The organism is Bacillus thuringiensis, assembly GCF_001595725.1.
Lineage (GTDB): Bacteria > Bacillota > Bacilli > Bacillales > Bacillaceae_G > Bacillus_A > Bacillus_A thuringiensis_K.
Window position 1 is genome coordinate 1,284,069 of sequence record NZ_CP014282.1, and the last position, 21,708, is coordinate 1,305,776.

The following is a 21,708-nucleotide window of genomic DNA, read 5'->3' on the forward strand; positions in this document are numbered from 1 at the left end:
GAGTATTTCATCACGTTTTTTGTATGAGTGGAAACGTTAATAAAAAGGTTGTACCGATTCCTTTTTCACTTATAATATCAATTTTTCCATTCATAGCTTGAACAACACTGAATACGACCATCATTCCAAGTCCAGTGCCTTTTTCTTTCGTTGAATAAAAAGGAGAGCCAAGACGTTTTACTTGTTCCGAATCCATACCGACTCCTGTATCTTTTATATATAACTGAATATGCTTATGATCAGGAACTAATGTGAAATAAAGATCACCGCCTTTTGGCATAGCCTCAATGCAATTTTTTAAAATATTTAATAAACATTGATTTAGTTTTTGCTTTTCTCCAGCGATAAAAAAAGAAGTGCTTTGCTTTATATAATGAGTACGTACATTTGTTAAATTAGCAAGCGGTGTAATTAACGACAATGCATGTAGTAATTCTTCTTCTAACTGTAATGTTTGCTCTTTTTCAATGCTAGGTTTGGCAAAGGTTAAATAATCTGTAAGAACATGATTTGCTTGTTCGATGCCGTTAATGGCAATGTCAATATATAATTTTCGTTCCTGCTCAGTGCATGTATCTGATTGTAACAGTTGTAAAAACCCTTTCGTTGAAGTTAATGGATTGCGAATTTCATGAGAGATAGATGCTGCCATTTCACCAATTAAATGAAACTTTTCAGCATTTATAAGTTCGTTTTGGAGACGAACTTGAGTTTGTAATATGTGTAGTAAATATAAAATTAGGATTGTACCAAGCATTGAACATAACTCATACACAATAATATGCGGTATATAATCAGTCTTATTTGTAACCTTGGAAAGGAAGAAGGGTATCCAACTAAATCCGTATGTGAGACTGTAGATAATAGCAAGTGTTATTTTTATACGATTAGAAGTTCGATTGAAAAATTTATATGTTAATAGTAGAACAATAAATAGAAGAACAGAACCGATAAGAGATGGGAAAACACCTACCCCACCTAATAATAAGCGATATATGTTTAATACAACTAAGATAGAACCACCAGCAATAGGCCCTCCCGTTAATGTACCGACAATTAATACAATATGGCGCATATCAAATTGAAAACCATTATTTATTTTTGCTGCAAATGTAATACAGAGTACGGTAGCGAGGCAACAGAGTACAATAAATATAGCTGAATTTAATTTAGGAGAGCGTTTCCCTTTTTGATTCCAAAATAAATGATATACGAGCATTGTAATCAGGATGAATAATATATTTAAAAAGAGATAAATAATAAAGGATTTCAGTGGGATGCCCCCTCTCTTCTTATATTAAATTAATCATACTATAAAATGAAAGAAATGAAATGAAAAATAACCGAAAAATCAGAAATTTTTACGCTAGTATACAATATGTTACAATAAGCTGTGTCAATGAAAGAAGAAATTCCGTGCACCGCGCGGGAGAGGTTCGCGAACTCCCTCTATAAAAAACTATGGAAACAACAATATCCTTAGGTATTGTTTTGTTTTTTTATTGTGACAGTTCAAGAACGTTCTTTCTTCTTATTTATAGTAGAGAAGGAGAATGAGTGTAATGAAAAAAGAAAAAGCAGTTGTTGTTTTTAGTGGAGGACAAGATAGTACAACATGTTTATTTTGGGCAATAGAGCAGTTTGCAGAGGTAGAAGCTGTAACGTTTAATTACAATCAACGTCATAAGCTAGAAATTGATTGTGCAGCGGAAATTGCGAAAGAGCTAGGAATAAAGCATACGGTACTAGATATGAGTCTATTAAATCAACTTGCTCCAAATGCGTTAACGAGAACGGATATGGAGATTACACATGAAGAAGGTGAATTGCCATCGACATTTGTAGATGGACGAAATTTACTCTTCTTATCATTTGCTGCTGTATTAGCAAAACAAGTGGGAGCACGTCATATTGTAACGGGTGTATGTGAAACTGATTTCAGCGGTTATCCAGACTGCCGTGACGTGTTTGTGAAATCGTTAAATGTTACATTAAATTTATCTATGGATTATCCGTTTGTCATTCACACGCCACTTATGTGGATTGATAAAGCTGAAACATGGAAATTATCAGATGAACTTGGAGCATTTGAGTTTGTTCGAGAAAAAACATTAACATGTTATAACGGAATCATTGGTGATGGTTGCGGTGAATGTCCAGCATGTCAACTTCGTAAAGCAGGATTAGATACGTATCTGCAAGAACGCGAAGGAGCGAACAACTAATGGATAACTTTTTTGGATTTCGCATCGTAGAGAATTTGCAAAAAATGGACAAGGATATTCAGCGTAAACAACTCAAATATCATAATAAAAGAGTAATGGTCAGTAAGGAATTTACATTTGATGCAGCACACCATTTACACTGTTATGAAGGGAAATGTAAAAACTTACATGGTCACACATATAAAGTTGTATTTGGAATTAGTGGATATGTAAATGAAATAGGTCTTGCAATTGACTTTGGAGATATAAAAGAAATTTGGAAAAATGAAATAGAAATTCATTTAGATCATCGTTATTTAAACGAAACGTTACCAGCAATGAATACGACTGCTGAAAATATGGTCGTTTGGATTTATGAAAAGATGGCAGAAGCACTAACAAAAGAGAATCGTGTGAACGAATATAAGGGAGCTCGCGTTGAATTCGTTCGTCTATTTGAGACACCGACTAGTTATGCGGAAGTAAGACGGGAGTGGATGCTCGATGAGTAAAATCCCTGTCTTAGAAATATTCGGTCCGACTATTCAAGGTGAAGGAATGGTTGTAGGGCAAAAGACAATGTTTATCCGTACAGCTGGTTGTGATTATAGCTGCGCTTGGTGTGATTCTGCTTTTACGTGGGATGGATCAGCTAAAGATCAAATTAGACAGATGACAGCAGAAGATATTTGGAGTGAGCTTGTTGCAATTGGAGGAGAAAATTTTTCTCATGTTACGATTTCAGGTGGAAATCCGGCATTACTGAAAAATATTGAGTTTCTTCTTTCTATATTAAAAGAAAATGGAATGCGAACGGCAATTGAAACACAAGGGAGTAAGTGGCAAGATTGGTTACTTGAAATTGATGAGGTAACAATTTCGCCAAAACCACCAAGTTCGACGATGAAAACAGATTTTCAGAAGTTAGATGCTATGATTCAGAAACTAGCAGGAAAAGATATTAGTTTAAAAGTAGTAGTATTCGATGATTATGATTTTGAATATGCAGTTAAGATGCACGAACGTTATCCAAAGGTACCATTTTTCTTGCAAGTAGGAAACGATGATACAAAAACAGTGGATGATGCGATGCTTATTAAAAAATTATTAGATAAGTATGAGTGGCTGATTGATAAAGCTGTAAATTGTAAAGAGATGAATGATGCAAAAGTATTGCCTCAGCTTCATGCGTTAGTATGGGGAAATAAACGCGGTGTATAATGAGAAGGGATGTTTAAAAATGGCAGGAAGATTAGATGAAGATTTAAAAGATGTAACATTATTAGGAAATCAAAATACAAAATATTTATTTGAATATAGCCCAGAAATATTAGAGGTATTTGATAATAATCATCCAAATCGTGATTATTTTGTAAAATTCAATTGTCCTGAATTTACAAGTTTATGCCCGAAAACAGGACAACCAGATTTTGCAACAATTTATATTAGCTATATTCCAGAGCAAAAAATGGTAGAGAGTAAATCTTTAAAGTTGTATTTATTTAGTTTCCGCAATCATGGTGATTTCCACGAAGATTGCATGAACGTTATTATGAACGACTTAATTAAATTAATGGATCCACGTTACATTGAGGTATGGGGGAAATTTACACCACGTGGTGGCATTTCAATTGATCCATACTGCAACTACGGTCGCCCAGGGACGAAGTATGAACAAATGGCTGACTACCGCATGATGAACCACGATCTATATCCGGAAACAATTGATAATCGTTAATAGAAAGAAAGGGCCTGTATACTATACAGGCCCTTTCTTTCTATTATATTATGCATTTTGATTAATGACAGTATAGTTTTTATGACTTACAACTGTAAGAGGTTCCATATCTAGTTCTCTAAAATTCTTCATAATTGTTATATCAACAATAACAGAGTTTTGATTTACTTTTTGAACACGGCCTTGCATTCCACCTTTAAATTCGATGATATCTCCAGTTTCTGCGATCTGCATAAGCAACTCTCCTTGTTACAGTTTTCCCAAAAAAAGAATAAATTTGGGTTTTTTTATTTCCTCCTATTTTGAACCATATTTCCTACTTTGTAAATGTTTCCAAAGTAAAAATTCGAAAAATATTCACTTTTTGTAAGAAAATATGTAAAAAATCCATGTTATTTGAAAAAAATACCGAAAATGCGGGAATCTTTATATCGAGGTATAATGAAAAAGTAGAATAACCTACTGAAGTGGGAGAAATTAGAGGCGGTAAAATGATGTTTGAATTTGTGGGGAGTGTTATAGCTTTAATTTTATTTTTATTTTCTTATATGCATTTAAAAAAGATTCGTCAATATGATACGAGTACATATTTTGATGGGATGGATGGTATCCATGCTTCGATAACACATGATAGTGGTGGGGAGATGTAAAGGTATATAACTTTATTTTCTTGCGTGGTATGATGTTTAGAACTAGTGCATAATAAAGTTCGTAAGTGATGAATGGAGAGTGAAGAGAATGAAGATTTCTTTTATTCGTCATGGTTGTTTAGGTCGTATAAGAGAACCGATGACAATTACTTCATTTCACGAATGGATGAAACAGTATGATTCCGAGTCAATGATACAAAAAGCTAAAATGCCGATAGAAACAATAGAGGCAATTGAAGCAGCGAAATTTGTCTTAACAAGTGATCAAAGGCGTGCTGTACAATCAGCAGCTGAATTAACGGATTCTTTATCTTTTATGCAAAATTCTCTTTTTAGAGAAGCTGAAGTCCCTTCATGCTTTTTTGCTCCGAAGTGGTTGAAATGCAAAATTAAGGTATGGATGTTCATTGGACGAACATTATGGATACTTGGCTACCATAAAGGTGTTGAGTCCTATAAGGAAGTAAGAGAGAGGGCAAGGCAAGCGGCTTACCTGTTACATCGTTATGCTCTCGTACATGGAAGTATTGCTCTTGTAGGTCATAATTATTTTAATTCGATGATTGGAGCGGAGCTGAGGGCAATGGGATGGTCTGGTTCTCCTATTTTGCATAGAAAGCCATGGGGATGTACAACATATACGTTTCACGAGGCGATGGATGGAAATATATTAAATACGAATTTAACATAAAAGCACACGATTTATATAAATCGTGTGCTTTCTTTTTAAGATATAGAAATTTTGACGTTTAATGGTTTTACGAGATGAGCATAAGGTTCGCCTACTAGCATAACAATTTCATCTTTTTTATAACCTAACTTTTCGTATAATGAATAGGCGCGTGTGTTTTCTAAATTAACAAGTAAAGCGATTTTTTCATGCCCTTTTTCAGTTGCATAGATTTCGGCAGCTTCAATTAATTTAGAACCGATACCTTTTCCGCCGTGTGCACTTGAAACTGATAATGTATCAATGTAATACTCATCAAGCTCAGCTTCTTTTTCTAACGTAATTGATTCATCTTTATGTAATTCTCTTAAGTGATGTACAATTGGTGCGTCAAGCTGTGTTGCTTCACTACCGTGATAAGCGACAATAACTCCAACTGCACCCCCGTCTTGCTCATATACAAAACAGTTTTCATAGCTCAGTCGATTTTTCTTTTTTGAGAACCATGTTTCAAGTCCTAGTAATACTTCTGTCTCAACTGTGCTACCTGTGATTTTTTCAGCAATTTCGTGCAGAGCGTTATACAATAAAGGTGCTACCAGTTTCGCATCTGTCTTTTTTGCTTTCCGAATCATAGTATCCCTCCTAGTTCTATTCATATATTGTAGCATAGCGGTGTGAAACTTTGCATAATTGAATGTCGAAATGTTTGATATAGAGAAGTAGCTATGTTAGTATATGATATTTAGTGGACATATACTAAAGAGATATCTTTTGAAAAATAATGAAAATGAAATGAAGGTATAGCATCTGGATAATTTTACAGTTGTTGACCTATAGAATATAAGATAAAATAAAATATTGCATAGAGGTGAAATACATGGATAAAGAATTAGCAAATACAATTTTGGATCAGCTGAAAAATGGTGAAATAAAGGAGTATGTTGTTACGAAAGATGTATTTTATACGTTCAGAGAAGTTTTAGTAAATCGAGAAGACTTTAAACATTTCATTGGTAACGCACAGCGAGGCGGGCAAGTGATTTATACATATTCAGAAACGCCACGTTCATAAAGAGGAATTTTGATCAGCAGGGCATCTCTCACTGATTAGTAGCCTTCACCAATCGGACGTTTAATGCGGGATAAATAAAAGATAAAGGAGAGGGGAATTATGGGCGATTTTAAACAAGGCATTTTACCACATTGGGATTATATGTGGAAAGATAGAGCCGGCAATCGATTTATGGGAATGGTTATGTATCCAGAGAAAAGAAAATGTTCAGCAAAAATGCTTCAGAAAATAAAAAGAGCATATGAAGAAGCAGTAGAAATTAAAGTAACTGTACAAGTTCAACATACATATCAGTACGTAGAAGGAATGATTGTATACTTTGATGAAGAGGCTCCTGTATGTACAATGATTGATAAAGATGAAAATCCGCATCATATATTTGTAAAAGATATTTTGCGCATTGAGCAATCTGAATAAACTTTTCATAAATAAATTGAAGTTCCATAATAATAATCTTTTTCTATAATAGTTATCTTTTAGTATGTAACGAGAAACGAAAGTATATGTATAATATATTTAATAAGGTAAATTTGATAAATGTAATCTTTTTTTAGAGCAGATTATAGTTTCATATCTGTTCTTTTTTGCGTGATGCTGGAGAAATATATTTCTTCAGCATCTACCGTTTTATGACAAAATATATTGTTAACTTTTTTAAAAATAAGGTTAAATTCGTTGACAACTTTTTTGAAAAGCACTTTATTGACATGAGTTTTAGAATGTTGTTTCATAGTCATTGTATTGAAAAAAAACGGCTATCATGTCGAAAAGTAAAAGTTAAAAAAAGAAAGAATTTATACATATATCTTGTGTCTTATTTTGAAACGTAATACAATATATAGAGAAATCAAGAACAACATATAGAGAATATAGATTTGAGAGGGAGGGTCGGAAATGTTAGTTGCATATGATTCTATGACAGGAAACGTGAAGCGTTTCATTCACAAATTAAATATGCCGGCCGTTCAAATTGATGAAGATCTAGTAATAGATGAAGACTTTATTCTTATTACGTATACAACAGGTTTTGGCAATGTACCAGAACGTGTTTTAGACTTTTTAGAGCGCAATAATGAAAAATTAAAAGGCGTATCTGCAAGCGGCAATCGTAACTGGGGAGACATGTTCGGTGCAAGTGCTGACAAGATTTCTACTAAATATGAAGTGCCTATTGTATCAAAATTTGAGTTATCTGGAACAAATAACGATGTAGAATATTTTAAGGAAAGGGTGCGGGAGATTGCGACACATTGAACTGAATAATGAAATCACGCAAATGCAGGACGGTTTTTATCAGCTTCATAAAGATAAAGAGGCATTAGAAGTCTTTATGGAAGAAGCTAGAGAGAATACCGTTCCTTTTAATAGCGTGGCAGAGCGAATGGAGTATATGAAAGAACATGATTACTATTACAACGTTCTGGACGAGTATAGCTTGGAGGAAGTAGAGGAAGTATATAACATCGCTTATGGTGAAAACTTCGAGTTCCAATCTTATATGGCAGCATCTAAGTTCTACAAAGATTATGCGTTAAAAACGAATGATCAAAAACAATACTTAGAAAGCTATGAAGATCGTGTAGCAATTGTTTCATTATACTTAGGACGCGGTGATGTTTCGAAAGCAAGACAATTCGCAAGCATGATTGTAAAACAAAACTACCAACCAGCGACACCAACCTTTTTAAATGCGGGAAGAAGCAGAAGAGGAGAAATGGTGTCTTGTTTCTTGTTAGAGATGGACGATAGCTTAAATTCAATCGGCTTTAACATTAATACTGCGATGCAATTATCAAAAATCGGCGGGGGAGTAGCTTTAAACTTATCTAAGCTACGCGCACGTGGTGAGCAAATTAAAGGTATCGACAACGCTGCAAGTGGTGTAGTACCTGTTATGAAATTGCTTGAAGATTCGTTTTCATATGCGAATCAGCTTGGCCAACGAAAAGGTGCCGGTGCAGTATATTTAAACATTTTCCATTGGGATATTATTGAATTCCTTGATACAAAAAAAATAAATGCCGATGAGAAGAGCCGTATTCAGTCTCTATCAATCGGAATTATCGTTCCAAGTAAGTTCTTTGAGCTTGCTGAGAAAAACGAACCTTTCCATGTTTTCGCGCCTTATACGGTTTATAAAGAATATGGCAAGCATTTAGATGATATTGACATTGATGAAATGTACGATGAATTAATGAGCAATCCGAAAGTGAAGAAGAAGCCACTAGATATTAGTGCACGTGATATGCTTATTAAAATCGCCATGATTCAGCTTGAGTCTGGTTACCCATACTTAATGTTTAAATCAAATGCAAATAATCAACATCCATTGAAGGATATTGGAACTGTGAAGATGTCGAACTTATGTACAGAAATCTTCCAGCTTCAAGAAACTTCAGAAATAAATGATTACGGTACAGATGACATTATCCGTCGTGATATTAACTGTAACTTAGGATCGTTAAATATCGTAAACGTAATGGAAAATAAAGAAATTCGTGAAGCAGTTCATGCGGGAATGGAAGCTTTAACAGCTGTTTCTGATATGACGATTATTCCGAATGCACCAACTGTGAAAAAAGCGAATGACGAGCTTCATTCAGTTGGACTTGGAGCAATGAACTTACACGGATATTTAGCAAAAAATAAAATCGCTTATGAAAGTGCAGAAGCGAAAGAATTCGCTCGTACATTCTTTATGATGTTAAATTACTATTCTATTGAGAAAAGTATGGAAATCGCTACAGAAAAAGGCGAGACATTTAAAGACTTCGATAAATCTGATTATGCGAATGGCACATACTTTGAAAAGTATGAAACGACAGATTACAGCCCAGTAACTGAAAAAGTTCAGCAACTATTTGAAGGAATTCATATTCCAACAAAAGAAGATTGGACAAGTTTAAAAGAGCAAGTGCAAAAGAATGGTTTATACAACTCATATCGTCTTGCCATTGCTCCAACACAATCAATCAGTTACGTTCAAAATGCAACTTCAAGCGTAATGCCGATCGTAAGTCAAATCGAATCAAGAACATATGCGAACGCGACAACATATTATCCAATGCCGTATTTATCAAAAGATACGTTCTGGTACTATAAATCTTCTTACGATATGAATCAGTTTAAATTAATTGATTTAATCGCAGAAATTCAAGAACATATTGACCAAGGAATTAGTACAATTCTTTACGTTAATAGTGATATTTCAACACGTGAATTAGCACGTTACTACATCTATGCACATAAAAAAGGCTTAAAGAGTCTGTATTATACGAGAACACGTAAATTAAGCGTGGAAGAGTGTGTGGCTTGTACCGTTTAATATAAAAAGTGAGACATGATGAGCAGGGTTTTCTGAACCCTGCTCATGCTTAGTTATCATATTTAGAGAAGGGGCGATTTAATGCGTGCGGTAAACTGGAACAAAAAAGAAGATGATTTTAGTTTAATGTTTTGGAAGCAAAACATCGCTCAGTTTTGGACAGAAGAAGAAATTGCGGTTTCGTCTGACAAAAATACTTGGGTGCAATTATCGAAAGAAGAGCAAATTGCTTATAAGCGTGTATTAGGTGGTTTAACACTTTTAGATACGAAACAAGGTGGCGAAGGAATGCCACTTGTACTTGTTCATCTTGAAAATTTACAAGCGAAAAGTGTATTAGCTTTCATGGGAGCTATGGAAGAAGTACATGCGAAAAGTTATAGTCACATTTTCACAACGTTAGCTACAGAAGAAGAGATTGATGATATTTTTGACTGGGTAGACAATCATCCGTTACTTGAGAAAAAAGCTGGTATTATTACTGGTTACTATCGTCGTTTATTAAAGCCTGAAGTAACAAAAAAAGAGTTATACATGGCAATGGTAGCAAGTGTGTTCTTAGAAAGTTACTTATTCTATAGCGGATTCTTCTATCCACTTTACTTAGCTGGTCAAGGAAAACTAACAGCAAGTGGTGAGATTATCAACTTGATAATTCGTGATGAGTCAATTCACGGCGTATTCGTCGGTATTTTAGCACAACAAATCTTCGCAGAACTTTCTGCAGAAGAGCAACAAGAAGTGCAAAAAGAAACACAAGAGTTATTAATGGAACTATATGAAATTGAAATGGCCTATACAGAAGAAATTTACACTTCTATCGGTCTTGTAGAAGATGTAAATCGTTTCGTTCGTTACAATGCAAATAAAGGGCTTATGAACTTAGGACTTGAGCCGAAGTTTGAAGAAGAAGAAATTAACCCAATCGTTTTAAATGGTTTACGTACAGATACGAAAAACCATGATTTCTTCTCTGTAAAAGGAAATGGTTACGTAAAAGCAACGAACGTTGAAAAGTTAGCTGACGATGACTTCGTGTTTAACTTTTAATATAGGATTATAAAGAAAAACTGTCTTATTCATTGATAAGACAGTTTTTCTTTATAATTTTGTTTACATAACACTATTATTTTTGTATAGCGATTTATATTGGGAAGTTCTATTCGTTTAACGGATAGAACTTTTTTGTAATTAAATGGGTATTTACAAACCTTTTGTATCGGTGTATTATTTAACTAGTACACCGATACGGAAGGAGGGAAGAAATGAAAATAGAGTTTTCTCCAAATACACCAATTTACATTCAGGTAATGGAATACATAAAAAAAGAGATCGTAACAGGACATTTATTGCCTGGTGATAAAATTCCCTCTGTCCGTGAATTAGCGAGTGAATTACAAGTGAATCCAAATACGATTCAGCGTACATTTCAAGAGCTAGAACGGGATGGAGTTGTTGTAACACGTAGAGGAATGGGACGGTATGTAACGAATGAAGGGGAGAAAATTATGGAGCTGCGAAAAGAGATGGCGAAAGAATTACTTCATTCTTTTATAGATGGAATGGACAATTTAGGTTTTTCAGAAGAAGAAATTCTTACAATTCTTCGTTCTTCATTACATGATAAGAGGGAGGAGAGCCAATGACAAAGCTATTAAAAATAGAAAACTTATGGAAGAGATATGGATTAAAAGCAGTGATCCGTGAATTAAACATAGAGATTACGGAAGGGAAAATCGTTGGGCTTGTTGGAGATAACGGGAGCGGGAAAACGACGTTATTGAAAATGATTGCAGGCTTGCAATATCCTTCTGAAGGTAGGATTACAATAGATGGTAAAAAGGTAGGGTTACAGTCGAAAGAAATCGTTTCATTTATGTCCGATAAGCCAGTCTTTGATGATTGGATGACTGTAAAAGATGCTTTATTTTTTTACCGAGATTTTTATAAAGACTTCGATATTCAAAAAGCAGTAGATACGATTGCAGAATTTAAAATACCGTTAGAAGAAAAAATTACAGCATTGTCAAAAGGTATGGTTGAGAAGCTGCAGATTATTTTAACGTTTTCTCGAGAAGCGAAGCTATATGTACTGGATGAGCCATTGGGCGGGATTGATCCTCTTTCTAGAGAACATGTATTGGATCTAATTCTACAGTTCTATAGGGAAGATTGTACGATATTAATTTCCACTCACTTAATAAATGAAATTGAAAATATTTTTGATGAAGTGATCTTTTTAAAAGATGGAGAAATGGTTCTATATGAAAATGTAGAAGAAATTCGTTTTCAGAGAGGAAAAGCAGTTCATGAATTTTTTAAGGAGGTGTTTAGTAAGTGAAGTCAGTACTTTCCTATTTATGGAATGTAAATAAGAAAAGATATATTGTTACTTTTTTACTCTTTGTGCTAATTGAAGCTGTGTTATTTTCACAAATGATTGTAAGAAAAAGTGATGCGGCTATCAGTAGACAAGAGGGCATATTTGGAATCATTATGATTATATTTTTCTTTTATATTGTTTATATGTTTATACAAACAATGAAATCATATTCACGCTTACTGACTAATCCAATGTTACGACTTACAGCAATATCTGGGAAACAATATGTAATTTCTATGCTTATTTTCTCATTTATTGCAATGGCTATATGGTATGGGATATGTGGAATTCTTTTCTACGTAAGTTATGTATTAGCTTTTCCTACGACTTCTGTATATGTAGAGGCAAAAGAGATTATGCAAGTAGGCATAATTAATAATTTAATATATATGATAAGTGATTTATTTGAGTTTTTGTTTAGTGTGTTACAAATTATATTAGTAATTACTCTAGTTAAGTCACTTACGAAAAAGAAAAAGGCGCAAAATATACTAATTGTTATTATTTTTCTAGTAATAAATATAGCGATTACTTTAGCGACAACCTTGCTAGGAAAATTAGCTCCAGCTTTCCAAGTATTACGAAGAGTAGAATATCATAGTGAAAGCAAGAGTCTGTTTATTAATATGTTTCAAGAAAATGGATTTAACATTTTTAATATAAGTTTCATGGTAATGGTTAGTGCTCTAATAATATATGTAATTGCTTATATTATCGATAAAAAACTAGAAGTCTAAAGGAGGAATCAGCATTGGGAAACGTAGTAGTAAAGTTAGAGAATGTTCGAAAAAAGATTGGTGGAACGGAAATTATTCGTGGTTTATCATTTGAGGTTCGTGAAGGAGAAGTATACGGATTCCTTGGGCCGAACGGTAGCGGTAAGACGACGACGATCCGTATGATGACAGGTCTTATTTCAATGACAGAGGGCGATATTACAATTTGTGGACATAGTATTCGCTCGGAGCGTGAAAAGGCGCTAGAGCAAATTGGAGCGATTGTAGAAAATCCTGAACTATATGATTATATGACAGGAATGCAAAACTTAAAGCATTTTGCGAACATGGCCATTACACCAATTAGTAAAGAGCGCATTGCTGAGATTATAAAGCTTGTTGAATTAGAGCATGCGATTCATAAAAAGGTGAAAACATATTCACTTGGTATGAAACAACGTTTAGGAATTGCACAAGCATTACTTCATCAGCCGAAAATCTTAATTTTAGATGAGCCGACAAATGGATTAGATCCAGCTGGTATTCGCCAAATTCGTGATTATTTACAACGTTTAGCGAAAGAAGAGAATATTGCTGTAATCGTATCAAGTCACTTATTGAGTGAAATTGAATTAATGTGTGATCGCGTCGTTATTATTAAACAAGGTGAGTTTGTTCAAGAGTACAACTTACATGAAAAAGTGAAACATGATGAGGCAGTCGTTGTAGCGTTTGAAGTAGATGAAGTTCAGAAAGCGAATGAAATCATTAAAGGCAAAGCAAAAGGGAATGTAATTGTAGCATCTGTAACAAAAGACAACATTCCGCAACTTGTAAAAAAACTTGTTCATGCTGATGTGCTTGTATACGGAGTTACTGTTCAAAATAAAACGTTAGAGGATGAGTTCTTAGCGATTACTGGGGGAGTGAAAGCGTAATGTTTAAATTAATTCAAAATGAATTTTTAAAGTTGCATGCGAAAAAAGGTATGTATATTTTAATAGGTGTAATTGCTTTATTGGAGATTTTAGGAACAGTAGTATTGGCGAAATGGGGCGACGCTGGTAGCTTAAGTGGATCTTACTTAGATTTTGCGAGTTCAAATATCGGCTTAATTATGATATTCACAACGATCTTTGGAATTACAATAGCTTCTCGTACAATTACAGATGAATTCCAAAAAGGAACGATTAAGCAATTATTAATTCGTCCAAGAAAACGAATGACAATTTTATTTTCTAAATATATTACAGTATTATTAACGATGTTATTTATCGTATTTGCTAGTACGTTAATTGCTTTGATTATTGGTGTAATTGTAATGGACGGTAGTAAAACTGAATTAACGTTAGGAATTGTTTTAAAAACAATATTATATCAGCTGCTATCACCATTTTTCTTTGCAACACTTGCATTTTTCTTAGCAAATGTGTTTAGAAAGTCTGTATTACCAATAATTATTACGATGTTTCTATTATTCTTACAAGGTACAATTAACATGGTATTAATGATGTTTGCAAAAGGTGTAGCGAAGTTTGTAGTATTCAGCCATTTGGATTTAAGAGCTTACGACAGCAATAAATTAATTAGTGGGGGAGTAGAACCTACATTTACAGAATTTACATTTACAACTTCATTATTACTTATAGCTGCATACTTTGTTGTATTACTTGTAGCATCAAGTGCATTATTCCAAAAACGTGACGTATTATAATAAAAGAAATCCCCGCTTGTAAAAACGGGGATTTTTATTACATAAAATTCACTTAGATTGAAACTTGAAGAACAGCGATATGGTATTTTAAGAGATATGCTGTTTGAAATGATTTGAGAAAAATAGGAAGAGTTTCAACTATATTCATATTATAATTTAGTTATCCTGCTATTTATAGGGAAAGGATTGCCTATAAAGTACTGATTAAAGTTTTATTGTATTTTTACTATCTTTGGGGGTGTTTTATATGCACTATGCATTTTCACGTATAAGGCTACGTAGCTTTTTTGGATGGATGATTATAGGGGTGCTCCTTATAATGATCCCATTAGGTCTAGCAAATGTTTCTGAGAATACGATGGAGGTTATTTCACAAATAACTGTATTTTTTGTATTTCCGTTACTTTGGCTATACGTAAAAACAAATAAAAATAATGTTGTATTCAACAGTTTTTTTGATAAGCCAGGACGTTTACCTTGGGGATTAATTGTATTAGCAACGATAATGGGGATGATTTTTTCAGTTGGCATATCTCAGATTCAATTTTACATATTAGCACATACGTTACCGAATTTCTTAGTTACTATGCTAGAAGACGGAAATGTTATTAATACGAGTAACGTATATATGACGATATTTACTTTCATTTCAGCATGTGTGTTAGCACCTATTATGGAAGAGGTTATTTTTAGGGGATTTTTCTTACAGCGAATGGCTTATAAATGGGGAATTAAAAAAGCTGTAATTATATCTTCAATTATTTTTGGCCTAGGACATTTTGATGTTATTGGTGCGTTCATGTTTGGTATGGTTATGTGTCTTTTATACATAAAGACAAAAAATATATGGACGAATATAGCTGTGCACGCTCTAAATAATTTGATTGCAACAAGTATACAATTTTTCAGTGGAGAAGAAAGTGGTACAATCTCAATTACTGAATTACAAGCGCAAAGTAATTTATGGATTGGTATCGGTCTTACGCTTGTCGGATTACTTTGGTTAATTCCTTATATTGGGAAACAATGGCGTACAGTAAAAGAAGTTGGCGTGCCACCAGTACGTTTTATAAATGAGCAAAAAGTAGTGAATGCATCACAAGAGAATGAAGTGTATAGTCAAGTGATCGTAACCGATAGATTGATGGCCATAGAGTTACCAGATGAGGCTGTAAATAAGCTTAGGTTAGAAGAAAATGATTATGTAACAGTATCTGTAGAAGAAGATAAAATCGTTATAAAGAAAGCACATAGTAGATAATTAAAAAGTAGCTCCTAAGGAGCTACTTTTTAATTTGTAATAATTTCCACTCGAAAATTATTACCGTTCTTTACATATTTAATATCTGTAACAGTGCGGACCGTCTTTAAAATCTCCACTTTTTCACCAATTCGCGGGATGGTTGGAACATTGTCCCAAATACCAAGCAAGTCATCTAATTGTGCCGTTTTTTCATAAAACCAGATTTTCAATGTAAAGCCCCTTTCTCGAACTTTATGTATTTTAATACATAATATATTATTTTTATTCTTATTGTAAGGGGTTTTTTTATATTTTATGAATAAAAATAAATTAATCTTCTGGGAAGATATGTTCAATATCAGGAGTAAGAGATACTTCTGATAATACGATATGAGAAACGGTCGTTGCATATGAAGAAACATCATTGATAAATTCTTCAAGTTCAACGAGTGAAGGAACAGAAATTTTTACAATGTAGCATAAGCTTCCTGTTACTCGGTAACAAAAACTTGCAGATGGATAAGACTGAATAAATTGTTGCATACGTGTTGTATCACCATTTTTTAAAGTAATTTCTAAAATACAATCTAAAACGAGTCCAGCCTTTTTATAATCAATATCGATTGTGTATTTTTGAATAACACCTTCGCTTTCGAGCTTACGAACACGTTCTGAAGTAGACGGAGCAGATAAGTTTACTCGTTTCGCCAATTCACGCATCGAAAGGCGACTATCATTATATAATTCATTTAAAATTTTTCGATCAACACGGTCTAATTGCATTTGTAAATATACCTCCAGTAAAATAATGATTTTTGTAAAGGAAAAATATAAATTAAGATTCATATGAAATGTAAAGTGAACGTTATTTATTTTACAATAAAACAGAAGGAAATAGGAGGGGAAATGATGGAGAGAATTTCATTATCAAATGTAGGAGATACAAAGTTTCAAAAGTTATTAGGGCATAATTCGGATATATTACATTCGTGGAGTACGTTAGAAGATACACTGTACAATAAAGGAACTCTTTCAGCAGAGTTGAAGGAGCAAGTGAGAAGAACATTAGCGTATGGGAATGAATGTCCGTACTGTATGGCAAAGGGAAGACCTGATGATGTGCAAAAGGCAGAGGAGATTGGCGTAGCCGTTACTTTTGCGCATACATTTGTTCATGACCGAAAAGCAATAGATGATACTATGTTTCACGTATTAAAACAATATTGGACAGAAAAAGAAATTGTAGAGCTTTGCGCCTATGTTTGCTTTATTACTGCGTCACAACAACTTGGTTTTCTATTTCAATTACAGCCAAATTAAGGGGAAATGATGACAAATCAAATAGCACTTATCATAATCGATGTACAAAAGGCGTTTCAATTACCAGATTGGGGCGAGAGAAATAATATTTTTGCTGAAGAAAACATGAGAATTTTATTAGAAGAATGGAGAAAAAGGAAACGACCAGTTTTTCATATTCAACATGTAAATAAAGAAAATGCTCAGTCAATGTTTTATGAGAGAGCGGAAACGGTAAACTTTAAAGAAGAAGTGCAACCACTACTTGGTGAAGTGGTTATTCAGAAATTCGTTAACAGCGCGTTCATTGGGACAAATTTAGAAGAGCAATTAAGAAAGAACAAATGTAATGCAGTAGTGGTTGTAGGATTAACGACAAATCATTGCGTGGAAACTACGACACGAATGGCAGGGAATTTAGGATTTACAACGTATTTAGTGAGTGATGCAACGGCTACTTTTAACCGTAAAGGTTTAGATGGTAAGGAGTATAGTGCAGAAGATATTCACAATATGACACTTGTAAATTTACATGAAGAGTTTGCTACGATTGTGACGACAAAAGAAGTATTAAAATTATTTTAAGAAAATAATTGCGAATTATGTAGAAAAAAATAAGAATATTTCGTATAATCTAAGTACAATCATTTTGAAAATAGGGGTGGCATCATATGGAGCAAATTTCAGTAAAGAAATTAGAAGAGGTACTTGTTGTAGCAGGTGATGATAAACAGAAGCAAAAGGAATTTTATGAATTGCTCTTATCTACTGAGTTTTATGTTGCTGGTTCACTAGAAGCAGAGGACGGGGCAACAGAAGGAATACTTCGTTTGCGTCATTTCCAAGGAGAAGGTAGATGGATCGTTCCGTTCTTTACACAAATGGAATTTGTAAAAGATGTGTTGCCAGAAGGAACGCCCCTTATTAAGATACGTGGGAAAGAGTTATTTGGTAGCATTGAGAAAGATGCTACAGCTGTATTAAATGTTGGCACTGATATAAGTAAAACATTTATTCCAGAAGAAATTGCAGATATCGCATCTGGACGAATTTTTAACTATTATAAATAAAAGGAAAAGCGTAATCGCTTTTCCTTTTTAATTTGAACACGGGGTGGCTACGCCGGAAGCAATAGAGAGTGTTTTATTATGTGTACTTATTGTAGCTGTAGCTCCAAGAGGAATCCCAATGTTTGGACTTATATGTCCAATTGGTAAACCGAATAGGACCGGTATATGATATGGTGCGAAATATTCATATAATATTGCTTGCAATGATTGAGATGGCTTTGAAGGAGTGCAGTCGTGACAACTTGTAAAAATAACGCCCCTGCATTCATTAAACTTTCCAGATAAAAGTAGCTGATTTAACATACGGTCAATGCGGTACGGTTCTTCACCAATGTCTTCAAGTAATAAAAGTGTATTGTCCGTATTTATCTCGTAGGGCGAGCCAATTATACTTGTTAACACAGCTAAATTTCCTCCAACTAACGTACCTGTAACTGTACTGTGAGAGCTAGGTACGATACATTCTGATGCAGATAAAATGGTTGAATACGGATGGAATAGCTGATTGAAAGAGGATAAAGATAGGGAATCAATACCTTTTCCTAGTTCTTCAATCATCGGACCATGAAATGTTATAAGCTTTGCATAACATGAAACAGCAGTATGTAAAGCTGTAATATCGCTATATCCCCAAAAGATTTTAGGGTTTTGCCGAATGATTTCATATTGAATGTGAGGGAGGAGACGAGCACTTCCGTAACCACCTCGTGCACAGAAAACGGCCTTCACTTCATTATTTGTAAATGCTTCATGTATATCGTCAAGCCGAACTTGATCACTTCCGGCTAAAAATCCATATTTCTCGTAAACGCTCTTCCCGATTATTACGGATAACCCCATCTCTTGTAATACATTCACACCTTTTAATACATTTTCGATTGTAGGTGGACCAGATGGTGCAATGATCATTACTGTATCACCTTGTTTTAATGCATTTGGATAAATCATTAAGCTCAGCCTCCTTCTCTTTCAATATATTCGCTTCATATGAAGTTCAACCCTTGCAAAAGCAGGGGAAAGCTTATCAAATAAAGAAGATATAAGGGAAATAGGAGGGAAAATGATGTTTACAAGTCGAGTAACAGACATATTAAAAATTGAGTATCCCGTTGTTCAAGCCGGTATGGCAGGCGCGATTACGACGCCAGAACTTGTTGCAGCAGTAAGTAATAGCGGAGGATTAGGGACGCTTGGAGCGGGCTATATGAGCCCAGAACAAATTCGTGAAGCGATTTATAGAATAAGAGAACTAACAGATAAGCCTTTCGGTGTTAATTTACTTGTAACGAAAGAGATACAAATAGAAGAAGAGAAGGTAAATGAGGCGAAAGTATTACTAAGCGGAGTGAATAGAGAATTAGGTATAGAAGTAGAAGGAACGTTAAAGCTTCCAAAAAGCTATAAGGAACAATTACAAGTGCTATTAGATGAAAAAGTACCGGTCGTTAGCTTTGCATTTCAAACGTTAGAAAAAGAAGAAATAAATGATTTAAAAAGAAGTGGAATAAAAGTCATCGGAACAGCTACCCATGTGAAGGAAGCGAAAGTACTTGCTGAGCTAGGAGTAGATATTATTATTGGGCAAGGTAGCGAAGCAGGAGGGCATAGAGGAACGTTTATTGGGAAAGAACGAGATGCTATGATTGGTACGTTTGCGTTAATACCTCAGTTAGTAGGGGCTGTTCCGCATACCCCAATTGTCGCAGCAGGTGGTGTAATGAACGGACAAGGGCTTGTTGCGGCATTGGCACTAGGAGCAGAAGGTGTTCAAATGGGATCAGCCTTTTTAACAAGTGAAGAGAGTATTACGCACGATGTGTATAAAGAAGCGGTTTTACATAGTACAGATACGAGCACAACTGTAACTCGTGCGTTTTCCGGGAAATATGCACGCGGTATTCGGAATGAATTTATAGAGAGACATGAAGGAAAAGAAGAAGGGCTTCCCATGTATCCAGTGCAAAACGTATTAACTTCTAAAATACGCAAAGAGGCAGCGAAGCAAAATAAGGAAGGATATATGTCGCTTTGGGCAGGACAGGCAGCATCATTAGCTCGAATCGAATCAGCTCAGCATGTAGTGGAGCGAGTTATGAAAGAAGCAGAGAATGCAATCGAACAATTACAAAATATATACAAAAAGACCACTTGAGTAATTCAAGCGGTCTTTTCATTAGTTTGCTTTATAAAACTGTTGGATGGCTTCGTCGATGTAAACCCAGCCTTTCCAACCTAAGTGCATATGATCTTTTAAGAAGTATTTATCGTATTCATGATTTGAGAAGTCGGCAATTGGATACCCAGCTTTTTCAATTTGCTCATGAACTTTCTTATAGTATGCTTCGCGGCGTTCTTTTGGGAAGCCAGCGTAGTCGTACCAAGGACCTTTGACAGGAACAGAAATGAAGAGTGGTTTTGCACCAGATTGTTTTAATAAATCAAGTACAATTTGTAAATCTTCATATTCTGGCGATTGGTCATAAGCATCATTTTTTAAGTAACCTTCACGTTGTTTTAATTTTTTCTTAATTTTGCTATTGAAGTAACCATCTTCGATACCATATTCATTAGATCCAGATTCTGCTGCACCTGTTTGATCTGCATGTTTACGAGCCTCTTCCCAGTTCATTTGTTTTAATGAAGGGTCAAGCTTCTCTTTGTGCGGTTTAATATTAAACATAGCTGTAAATAAATCTTTACGATCTAAAATGTTACGGTAAATATAAGCGAAAGGTTTAGCAGCAAGTGCTTTTACTTTATACTTCGTATCATCATAAGCGATACCTTCAAGCGAAATTTTTAATAAAGTTTCTTTTTTTACAATCTCAAAGTTTAATAAACGCTTTGCAATTTGTTTTTTCATTTCAGGTTTTAAATCATTGTTGAAAATGAAGTGGTAACCTTGTTGTTTTGAAAAGTTAGGTGCAAAGTGCGTTTCGTCAATACCTTGTGGTACAAACCATTGCGGAGAAAGAACGAATACCATTTTCTTATCTTTCAATTGATCCATTGTAGATGCGAAGTTTAACACATGTACAAGGTCTTGTGTTCCGCCGCGTCCAAGAAGGAATGGCGTAAATCCTTCAGGCTTTACTTTAAAATAATTAGATGGATGGAAAGCATCCATACGTGCGAATTCCGATGAACCGTACATCGGAAGATATTTTGGATCTGCTAACATCTTTTGCTGTAAAATCATACTTTGAATTTTTTCTTCTTTTAAAGAAGTAGCAGCTTGTTCTACTTTTTCATCACTTAAAAGTGGAAGTAGGAAGCGCGTTGGAATAAGTAAGAATACAGCAAAAAGGGCCAATGCTAAAAGCATCGGACCAAATTTTGCTTTGTTCATCGGATTTCTTCCAACTTTTTAATAACCATGTTTGGTGTAGCCCACTCGTCACGGTCAAAATCAGAAATAGAAACTTCAATATCTAAACGCTCTTGGAATTCAACTAATAAAGATACTACAGCGAAAGAATCAAGGATACCTTCTTCAAATAATTGAACATCTAAGTTTTCTTTCACAATATCGTTTTCACATACTTCTTCTAAAATATCTAAGACTTGCTCTTTGAATTCTGCCATTTTTAAAATCTCCTTTATATCCGAAATTATTATATG

Annotated in this window: 29 protein-coding genes and 1 riboswitch; of the genes, 21 read left to right on the forward strand and 8 right to left on the reverse strand. The window is 34.4% G+C overall.

Going from position 1 to position 21,708, the window contains the following annotated elements; genetic code table 11:
• Positions 1 to 10 precede the first annotated feature (10 nt).
• Positions 11 to 1,219, reverse strand: a complete 1,209-nt coding sequence (gene kinB, locus AXW78_RS06480) for a sporulation sensor histidine kinase KinB (protein ID WP_002163901.1) — start codon at positions 1,217 to 1,219, stop codon at positions 11 to 13.
• A 206-nt stretch (positions 1,220 to 1,425) separates the two neighbouring features.
• Positions 1,426 to 1,469: riboswitch (PreQ1 riboswitch) on the forward strand.
• A 93-nt stretch (positions 1,470 to 1,562) separates the two neighbouring features.
• On the opposite strand from kinB, the gene queC reads away from it, so the two are divergent.
• The 4 genes from queC to queF are packed head-to-tail and all read left to right on the forward strand — an operon-like array spanning position 1,563 to position 3,942.
• A complete protein-coding gene (queC, locus tag AXW78_RS06485) occupies positions 1,563 to 2,225 on the forward strand; it encodes a 7-cyano-7-deazaguanine synthase QueC (RefSeq protein ID WP_000711595.1) in 663 nt (220 codons plus the stop codon).
• Positions 2,225 to 2,716 carry a 6-carboxytetrahydropterin synthase QueD gene (gene queD, locus AXW78_RS06490; protein WP_000368409.1) on the forward strand — a complete coding sequence of 164 codons (492 nt, stop codon included), beginning with the start codon at positions 2,225 to 2,227 and terminating at the stop codon, positions 2,714 to 2,716. Before queC ends, queD begins: the two co-directional genes overlap by 1 nt.
• Positions 2,709 to 3,425 carry a 7-carboxy-7-deazaguanine synthase QueE gene (gene queE, locus AXW78_RS06495; RefSeq protein ID WP_000036275.1) on the forward strand — a complete coding sequence of 239 codons (717 nt, stop codon included), beginning with the start codon at positions 2,709 to 2,711 and terminating at the stop codon, positions 3,423 to 3,425. Before queD ends, queE begins: the two co-directional genes overlap by 8 nt.
• A 19-nt stretch (positions 3,426 to 3,444) precedes the next feature.
• The gene (gene queF / locus AXW78_RS06500) at positions 3,445 to 3,942 is read left to right on the forward strand and encodes a preQ(1) synthase (protein WP_002163902.1); all 498 of its coding nucleotides are present in this window, start codon (positions 3,445 to 3,447) and stop codon (positions 3,940 to 3,942) included.
• Between the two features lie 48 nt (positions 3,943 to 3,990).
• Here the strand turns inward: queF and AXW78_RS06505 are convergent, their stop codons facing one another.
• Complete coding sequence (locus AXW78_RS06505) at positions 3,991 to 4,176, reverse strand: YkvS family protein (protein ID WP_001165082.1); 186 nt, start codon at positions 4,174 to 4,176, stop codon at positions 3,991 to 3,993.
• Positions 4,177 to 4,436: 260 nt separating this feature from the next.
• Here AXW78_RS06505 and AXW78_RS34280 point away from each other — a divergent pair, with 260 nt between their 5' ends.
• Positions 4,437 to 4,592: a hypothetical protein gene (locus AXW78_RS34280; protein WP_000461432.1), complete on the forward strand. Its 156-nt coding sequence runs from the start codon at positions 4,437 to 4,439 to the stop codon at positions 4,590 to 4,592.
• Positions 4,593 to 4,680: 88 nt separating this feature from the next.
• Positions 4,681 to 5,283 (forward strand): histidine phosphatase family protein, encoded by a 603-nt coding sequence (locus tag AXW78_RS06515; protein WP_000703095.1) that lies wholly within the window; start codon positions 4,681 to 4,683, stop codon positions 5,281 to 5,283.
• A 35-nt stretch (positions 5,284 to 5,318) separates the two neighbouring features.
• Here AXW78_RS06515 and AXW78_RS06520 read toward each other — a convergent pair whose 3' ends face one another.
• Positions 5,319 to 5,897 carry a GNAT family N-acetyltransferase gene (locus AXW78_RS06520; RefSeq protein ID WP_000619539.1) on the reverse strand — a complete coding sequence of 193 codons (579 nt, stop codon included), beginning with the start codon at positions 5,895 to 5,897 and terminating at the stop codon, positions 5,319 to 5,321.
• A 245-nt stretch (positions 5,898 to 6,142) separates the two neighbouring features.
• Between AXW78_RS06520 and AXW78_RS06525 the strand changes: the two genes are divergently transcribed.
• From AXW78_RS06525 to AXW78_RS06575, 11 genes are all read left to right on the forward strand, one after another.
• Positions 6,143 to 6,337, forward strand: coding sequence for a hypothetical protein (locus AXW78_RS06525; protein WP_000356683.1), 195 nt, complete (start codon positions 6,143 to 6,145; stop codon positions 6,335 to 6,337).
• Positions 6,338 to 6,436: 99 nt separating this feature from the next.
• Positions 6,437 to 6,754, forward strand: coding sequence for a hypothetical protein (locus tag AXW78_RS06530; RefSeq protein ID WP_000502202.1), 318 nt, complete (start codon positions 6,437 to 6,439; stop codon positions 6,752 to 6,754).
• Between the two features lie 477 nt (positions 6,755 to 7,231).
• Positions 7,232 to 7,591 carry a class Ib ribonucleoside-diphosphate reductase assembly flavoprotein NrdI gene (nrdI, locus tag AXW78_RS06535; RefSeq protein ID WP_000959447.1) on the forward strand — a complete coding sequence of 120 codons (360 nt, stop codon included), beginning with the start codon at positions 7,232 to 7,234 and terminating at the stop codon, positions 7,589 to 7,591.
• Positions 7,578 to 9,662, forward strand: a complete 2,085-nt coding sequence (gene nrdE, locus AXW78_RS06540; RefSeq protein WP_001215839.1) for a class 1b ribonucleoside-diphosphate reductase subunit alpha — start codon at positions 7,578 to 7,580, stop codon at positions 9,660 to 9,662. The genes nrdI and nrdE overlap by 14 nt, the downstream gene beginning before the upstream one ends.
• Positions 9,663 to 9,743: 81 nt before the next feature.
• Positions 9,744 to 10,712, forward strand: coding sequence for a class 1b ribonucleoside-diphosphate reductase subunit beta (gene nrdF / locus AXW78_RS06545; RefSeq protein WP_001203025.1), 969 nt, complete (start codon positions 9,744 to 9,746; stop codon positions 10,710 to 10,712).
• Positions 10,713 to 10,927: 215 nt separating this feature from the next.
• Complete coding sequence (locus tag AXW78_RS06550; RefSeq protein ID WP_000687512.1) at positions 10,928 to 11,308, forward strand: GntR family transcriptional regulator; 381 nt, start codon at positions 10,928 to 10,930, stop codon at positions 11,306 to 11,308.
• Positions 11,305 to 12,003 (forward strand): ABC transporter ATP-binding protein, encoded by a 699-nt coding sequence (locus tag AXW78_RS06555; RefSeq protein WP_000163898.1) that lies wholly within the window; start codon positions 11,305 to 11,307, stop codon positions 12,001 to 12,003. The genes AXW78_RS06550 and AXW78_RS06555 overlap by 4 nt, the downstream gene beginning before the upstream one ends.
• Entirely contained in the window at positions 12,000 to 12,782 is a 783-nt protein-coding gene (locus tag AXW78_RS06560; protein WP_061883917.1) for a hypothetical protein, read from the forward strand. The genes AXW78_RS06555 and AXW78_RS06560 overlap by 4 nt, the downstream gene beginning before the upstream one ends.
• Positions 12,783 to 12,796: 14 nt before the next feature.
• The gene (locus tag AXW78_RS06565; RefSeq protein WP_000528786.1) at positions 12,797 to 13,699 is read left to right on the forward strand and encodes an ABC transporter ATP-binding protein; all 903 of its coding nucleotides are present in this window, start codon (positions 12,797 to 12,799) and stop codon (positions 13,697 to 13,699) included.
• Complete coding sequence (locus AXW78_RS06570; protein ID WP_000475437.1) at positions 13,699 to 14,475, forward strand: ABC transporter permease; 777 nt, start codon at positions 13,699 to 13,701, stop codon at positions 14,473 to 14,475. The genes AXW78_RS06565 and AXW78_RS06570 overlap by 1 nt, the downstream gene beginning before the upstream one ends.
• A 247-nt stretch (positions 14,476 to 14,722) precedes the next feature.
• Entirely contained in the window at positions 14,723 to 15,736 is a 1,014-nt protein-coding gene (locus AXW78_RS06575; RefSeq protein WP_000558820.1) for a CPBP family intramembrane glutamic endopeptidase, read from the forward strand.
• A 29-nt stretch (positions 15,737 to 15,765) separates the two neighbouring features.
• Here the strand turns inward: AXW78_RS06575 and AXW78_RS06580 are convergent, their stop codons facing one another.
• On the reverse strand, positions 15,766 to 15,948 hold the full coding sequence (locus AXW78_RS06580; RefSeq protein ID WP_000707107.1) for a DUF3913 family protein: 183 nt from the start codon (positions 15,946 to 15,948) through the stop codon (positions 15,766 to 15,768).
• A 100-nt stretch (positions 15,949 to 16,048) separates the two neighbouring features.
• Positions 16,049 to 16,501 carry an Lrp/AsnC family transcriptional regulator gene (locus tag AXW78_RS06585; RefSeq protein ID WP_001175505.1) on the reverse strand — a complete coding sequence of 151 codons (453 nt, stop codon included), beginning with the start codon at positions 16,499 to 16,501 and terminating at the stop codon, positions 16,049 to 16,051.
• Positions 16,502 to 16,627: 126 nt separating this feature from the next.
• On the opposite strand from AXW78_RS06585, the gene AXW78_RS06590 reads away from it, so the two are divergent.
• The 3 genes from AXW78_RS06590 (at position 16,628) to AXW78_RS06600 (ending at position 18,087) form a co-directional block, all read left to right on the forward strand.
• A complete protein-coding gene (locus AXW78_RS06590; protein ID WP_000439757.1) occupies positions 16,628 to 17,038 on the forward strand; it encodes a carboxymuconolactone decarboxylase family protein in 411 nt (136 codons plus the stop codon).
• Positions 17,039 to 17,047: 9 nt separating this feature from the next.
• Complete coding sequence (locus tag AXW78_RS06595) at positions 17,048 to 17,602, forward strand: cysteine hydrolase family protein (RefSeq protein ID WP_000184437.1); 555 nt, start codon at positions 17,048 to 17,050, stop codon at positions 17,600 to 17,602.
• An 86-nt stretch (positions 17,603 to 17,688) separates the two neighbouring features.
• Positions 17,689 to 18,087, forward strand: coding sequence for an SseB family protein (locus AXW78_RS06600; protein WP_000435263.1), 399 nt, complete (start codon positions 17,689 to 17,691; stop codon positions 18,085 to 18,087).
• Positions 18,088 to 18,114: 27 nt separating this feature from the next.
• Here AXW78_RS06600 and AXW78_RS06605 read toward each other — a convergent pair whose 3' ends face one another.
• Positions 18,115 to 19,035: a S66 peptidase family protein gene (locus AXW78_RS06605; RefSeq protein ID WP_061883918.1), complete on the reverse strand. Its 921-nt coding sequence runs from the start codon at positions 19,033 to 19,035 to the stop codon at positions 18,115 to 18,117.
• Positions 19,036 to 19,150: 115 nt separating this feature from the next.
• Here AXW78_RS06605 and AXW78_RS06610 point away from each other — a divergent pair, with 115 nt between their 5' ends.
• Positions 19,151 to 20,239 (forward strand): NAD(P)H-dependent flavin oxidoreductase, encoded by a 1,089-nt coding sequence (locus AXW78_RS06610; RefSeq protein ID WP_000495284.1) that lies wholly within the window; start codon positions 19,151 to 19,153, stop codon positions 20,237 to 20,239.
• Positions 20,240 to 20,260: 21 nt separating this feature from the next.
• On the opposite strand, the gene dltD is transcribed toward AXW78_RS06610, so the two are convergent.
• Positions 20,261 to 21,436 (reverse strand): D-alanyl-lipoteichoic acid biosynthesis protein DltD, encoded by a 1,176-nt coding sequence (gene dltD, locus AXW78_RS06615; protein WP_001030268.1) that lies wholly within the window; start codon positions 21,434 to 21,436, stop codon positions 20,261 to 20,263.
• Positions 21,433 to 21,672 carry a D-alanine--poly(phosphoribitol) ligase subunit DltC gene (dltC, locus tag AXW78_RS06620; RefSeq protein WP_000807310.1) on the reverse strand — a complete coding sequence of 80 codons (240 nt, stop codon included), beginning with the start codon at positions 21,670 to 21,672 and terminating at the stop codon, positions 21,433 to 21,435. The genes dltD and dltC overlap by 4 nt, the downstream gene beginning before the upstream one ends.
• Between the last annotated feature and the right edge of the window lie 36 nt (positions 21,673 to 21,708).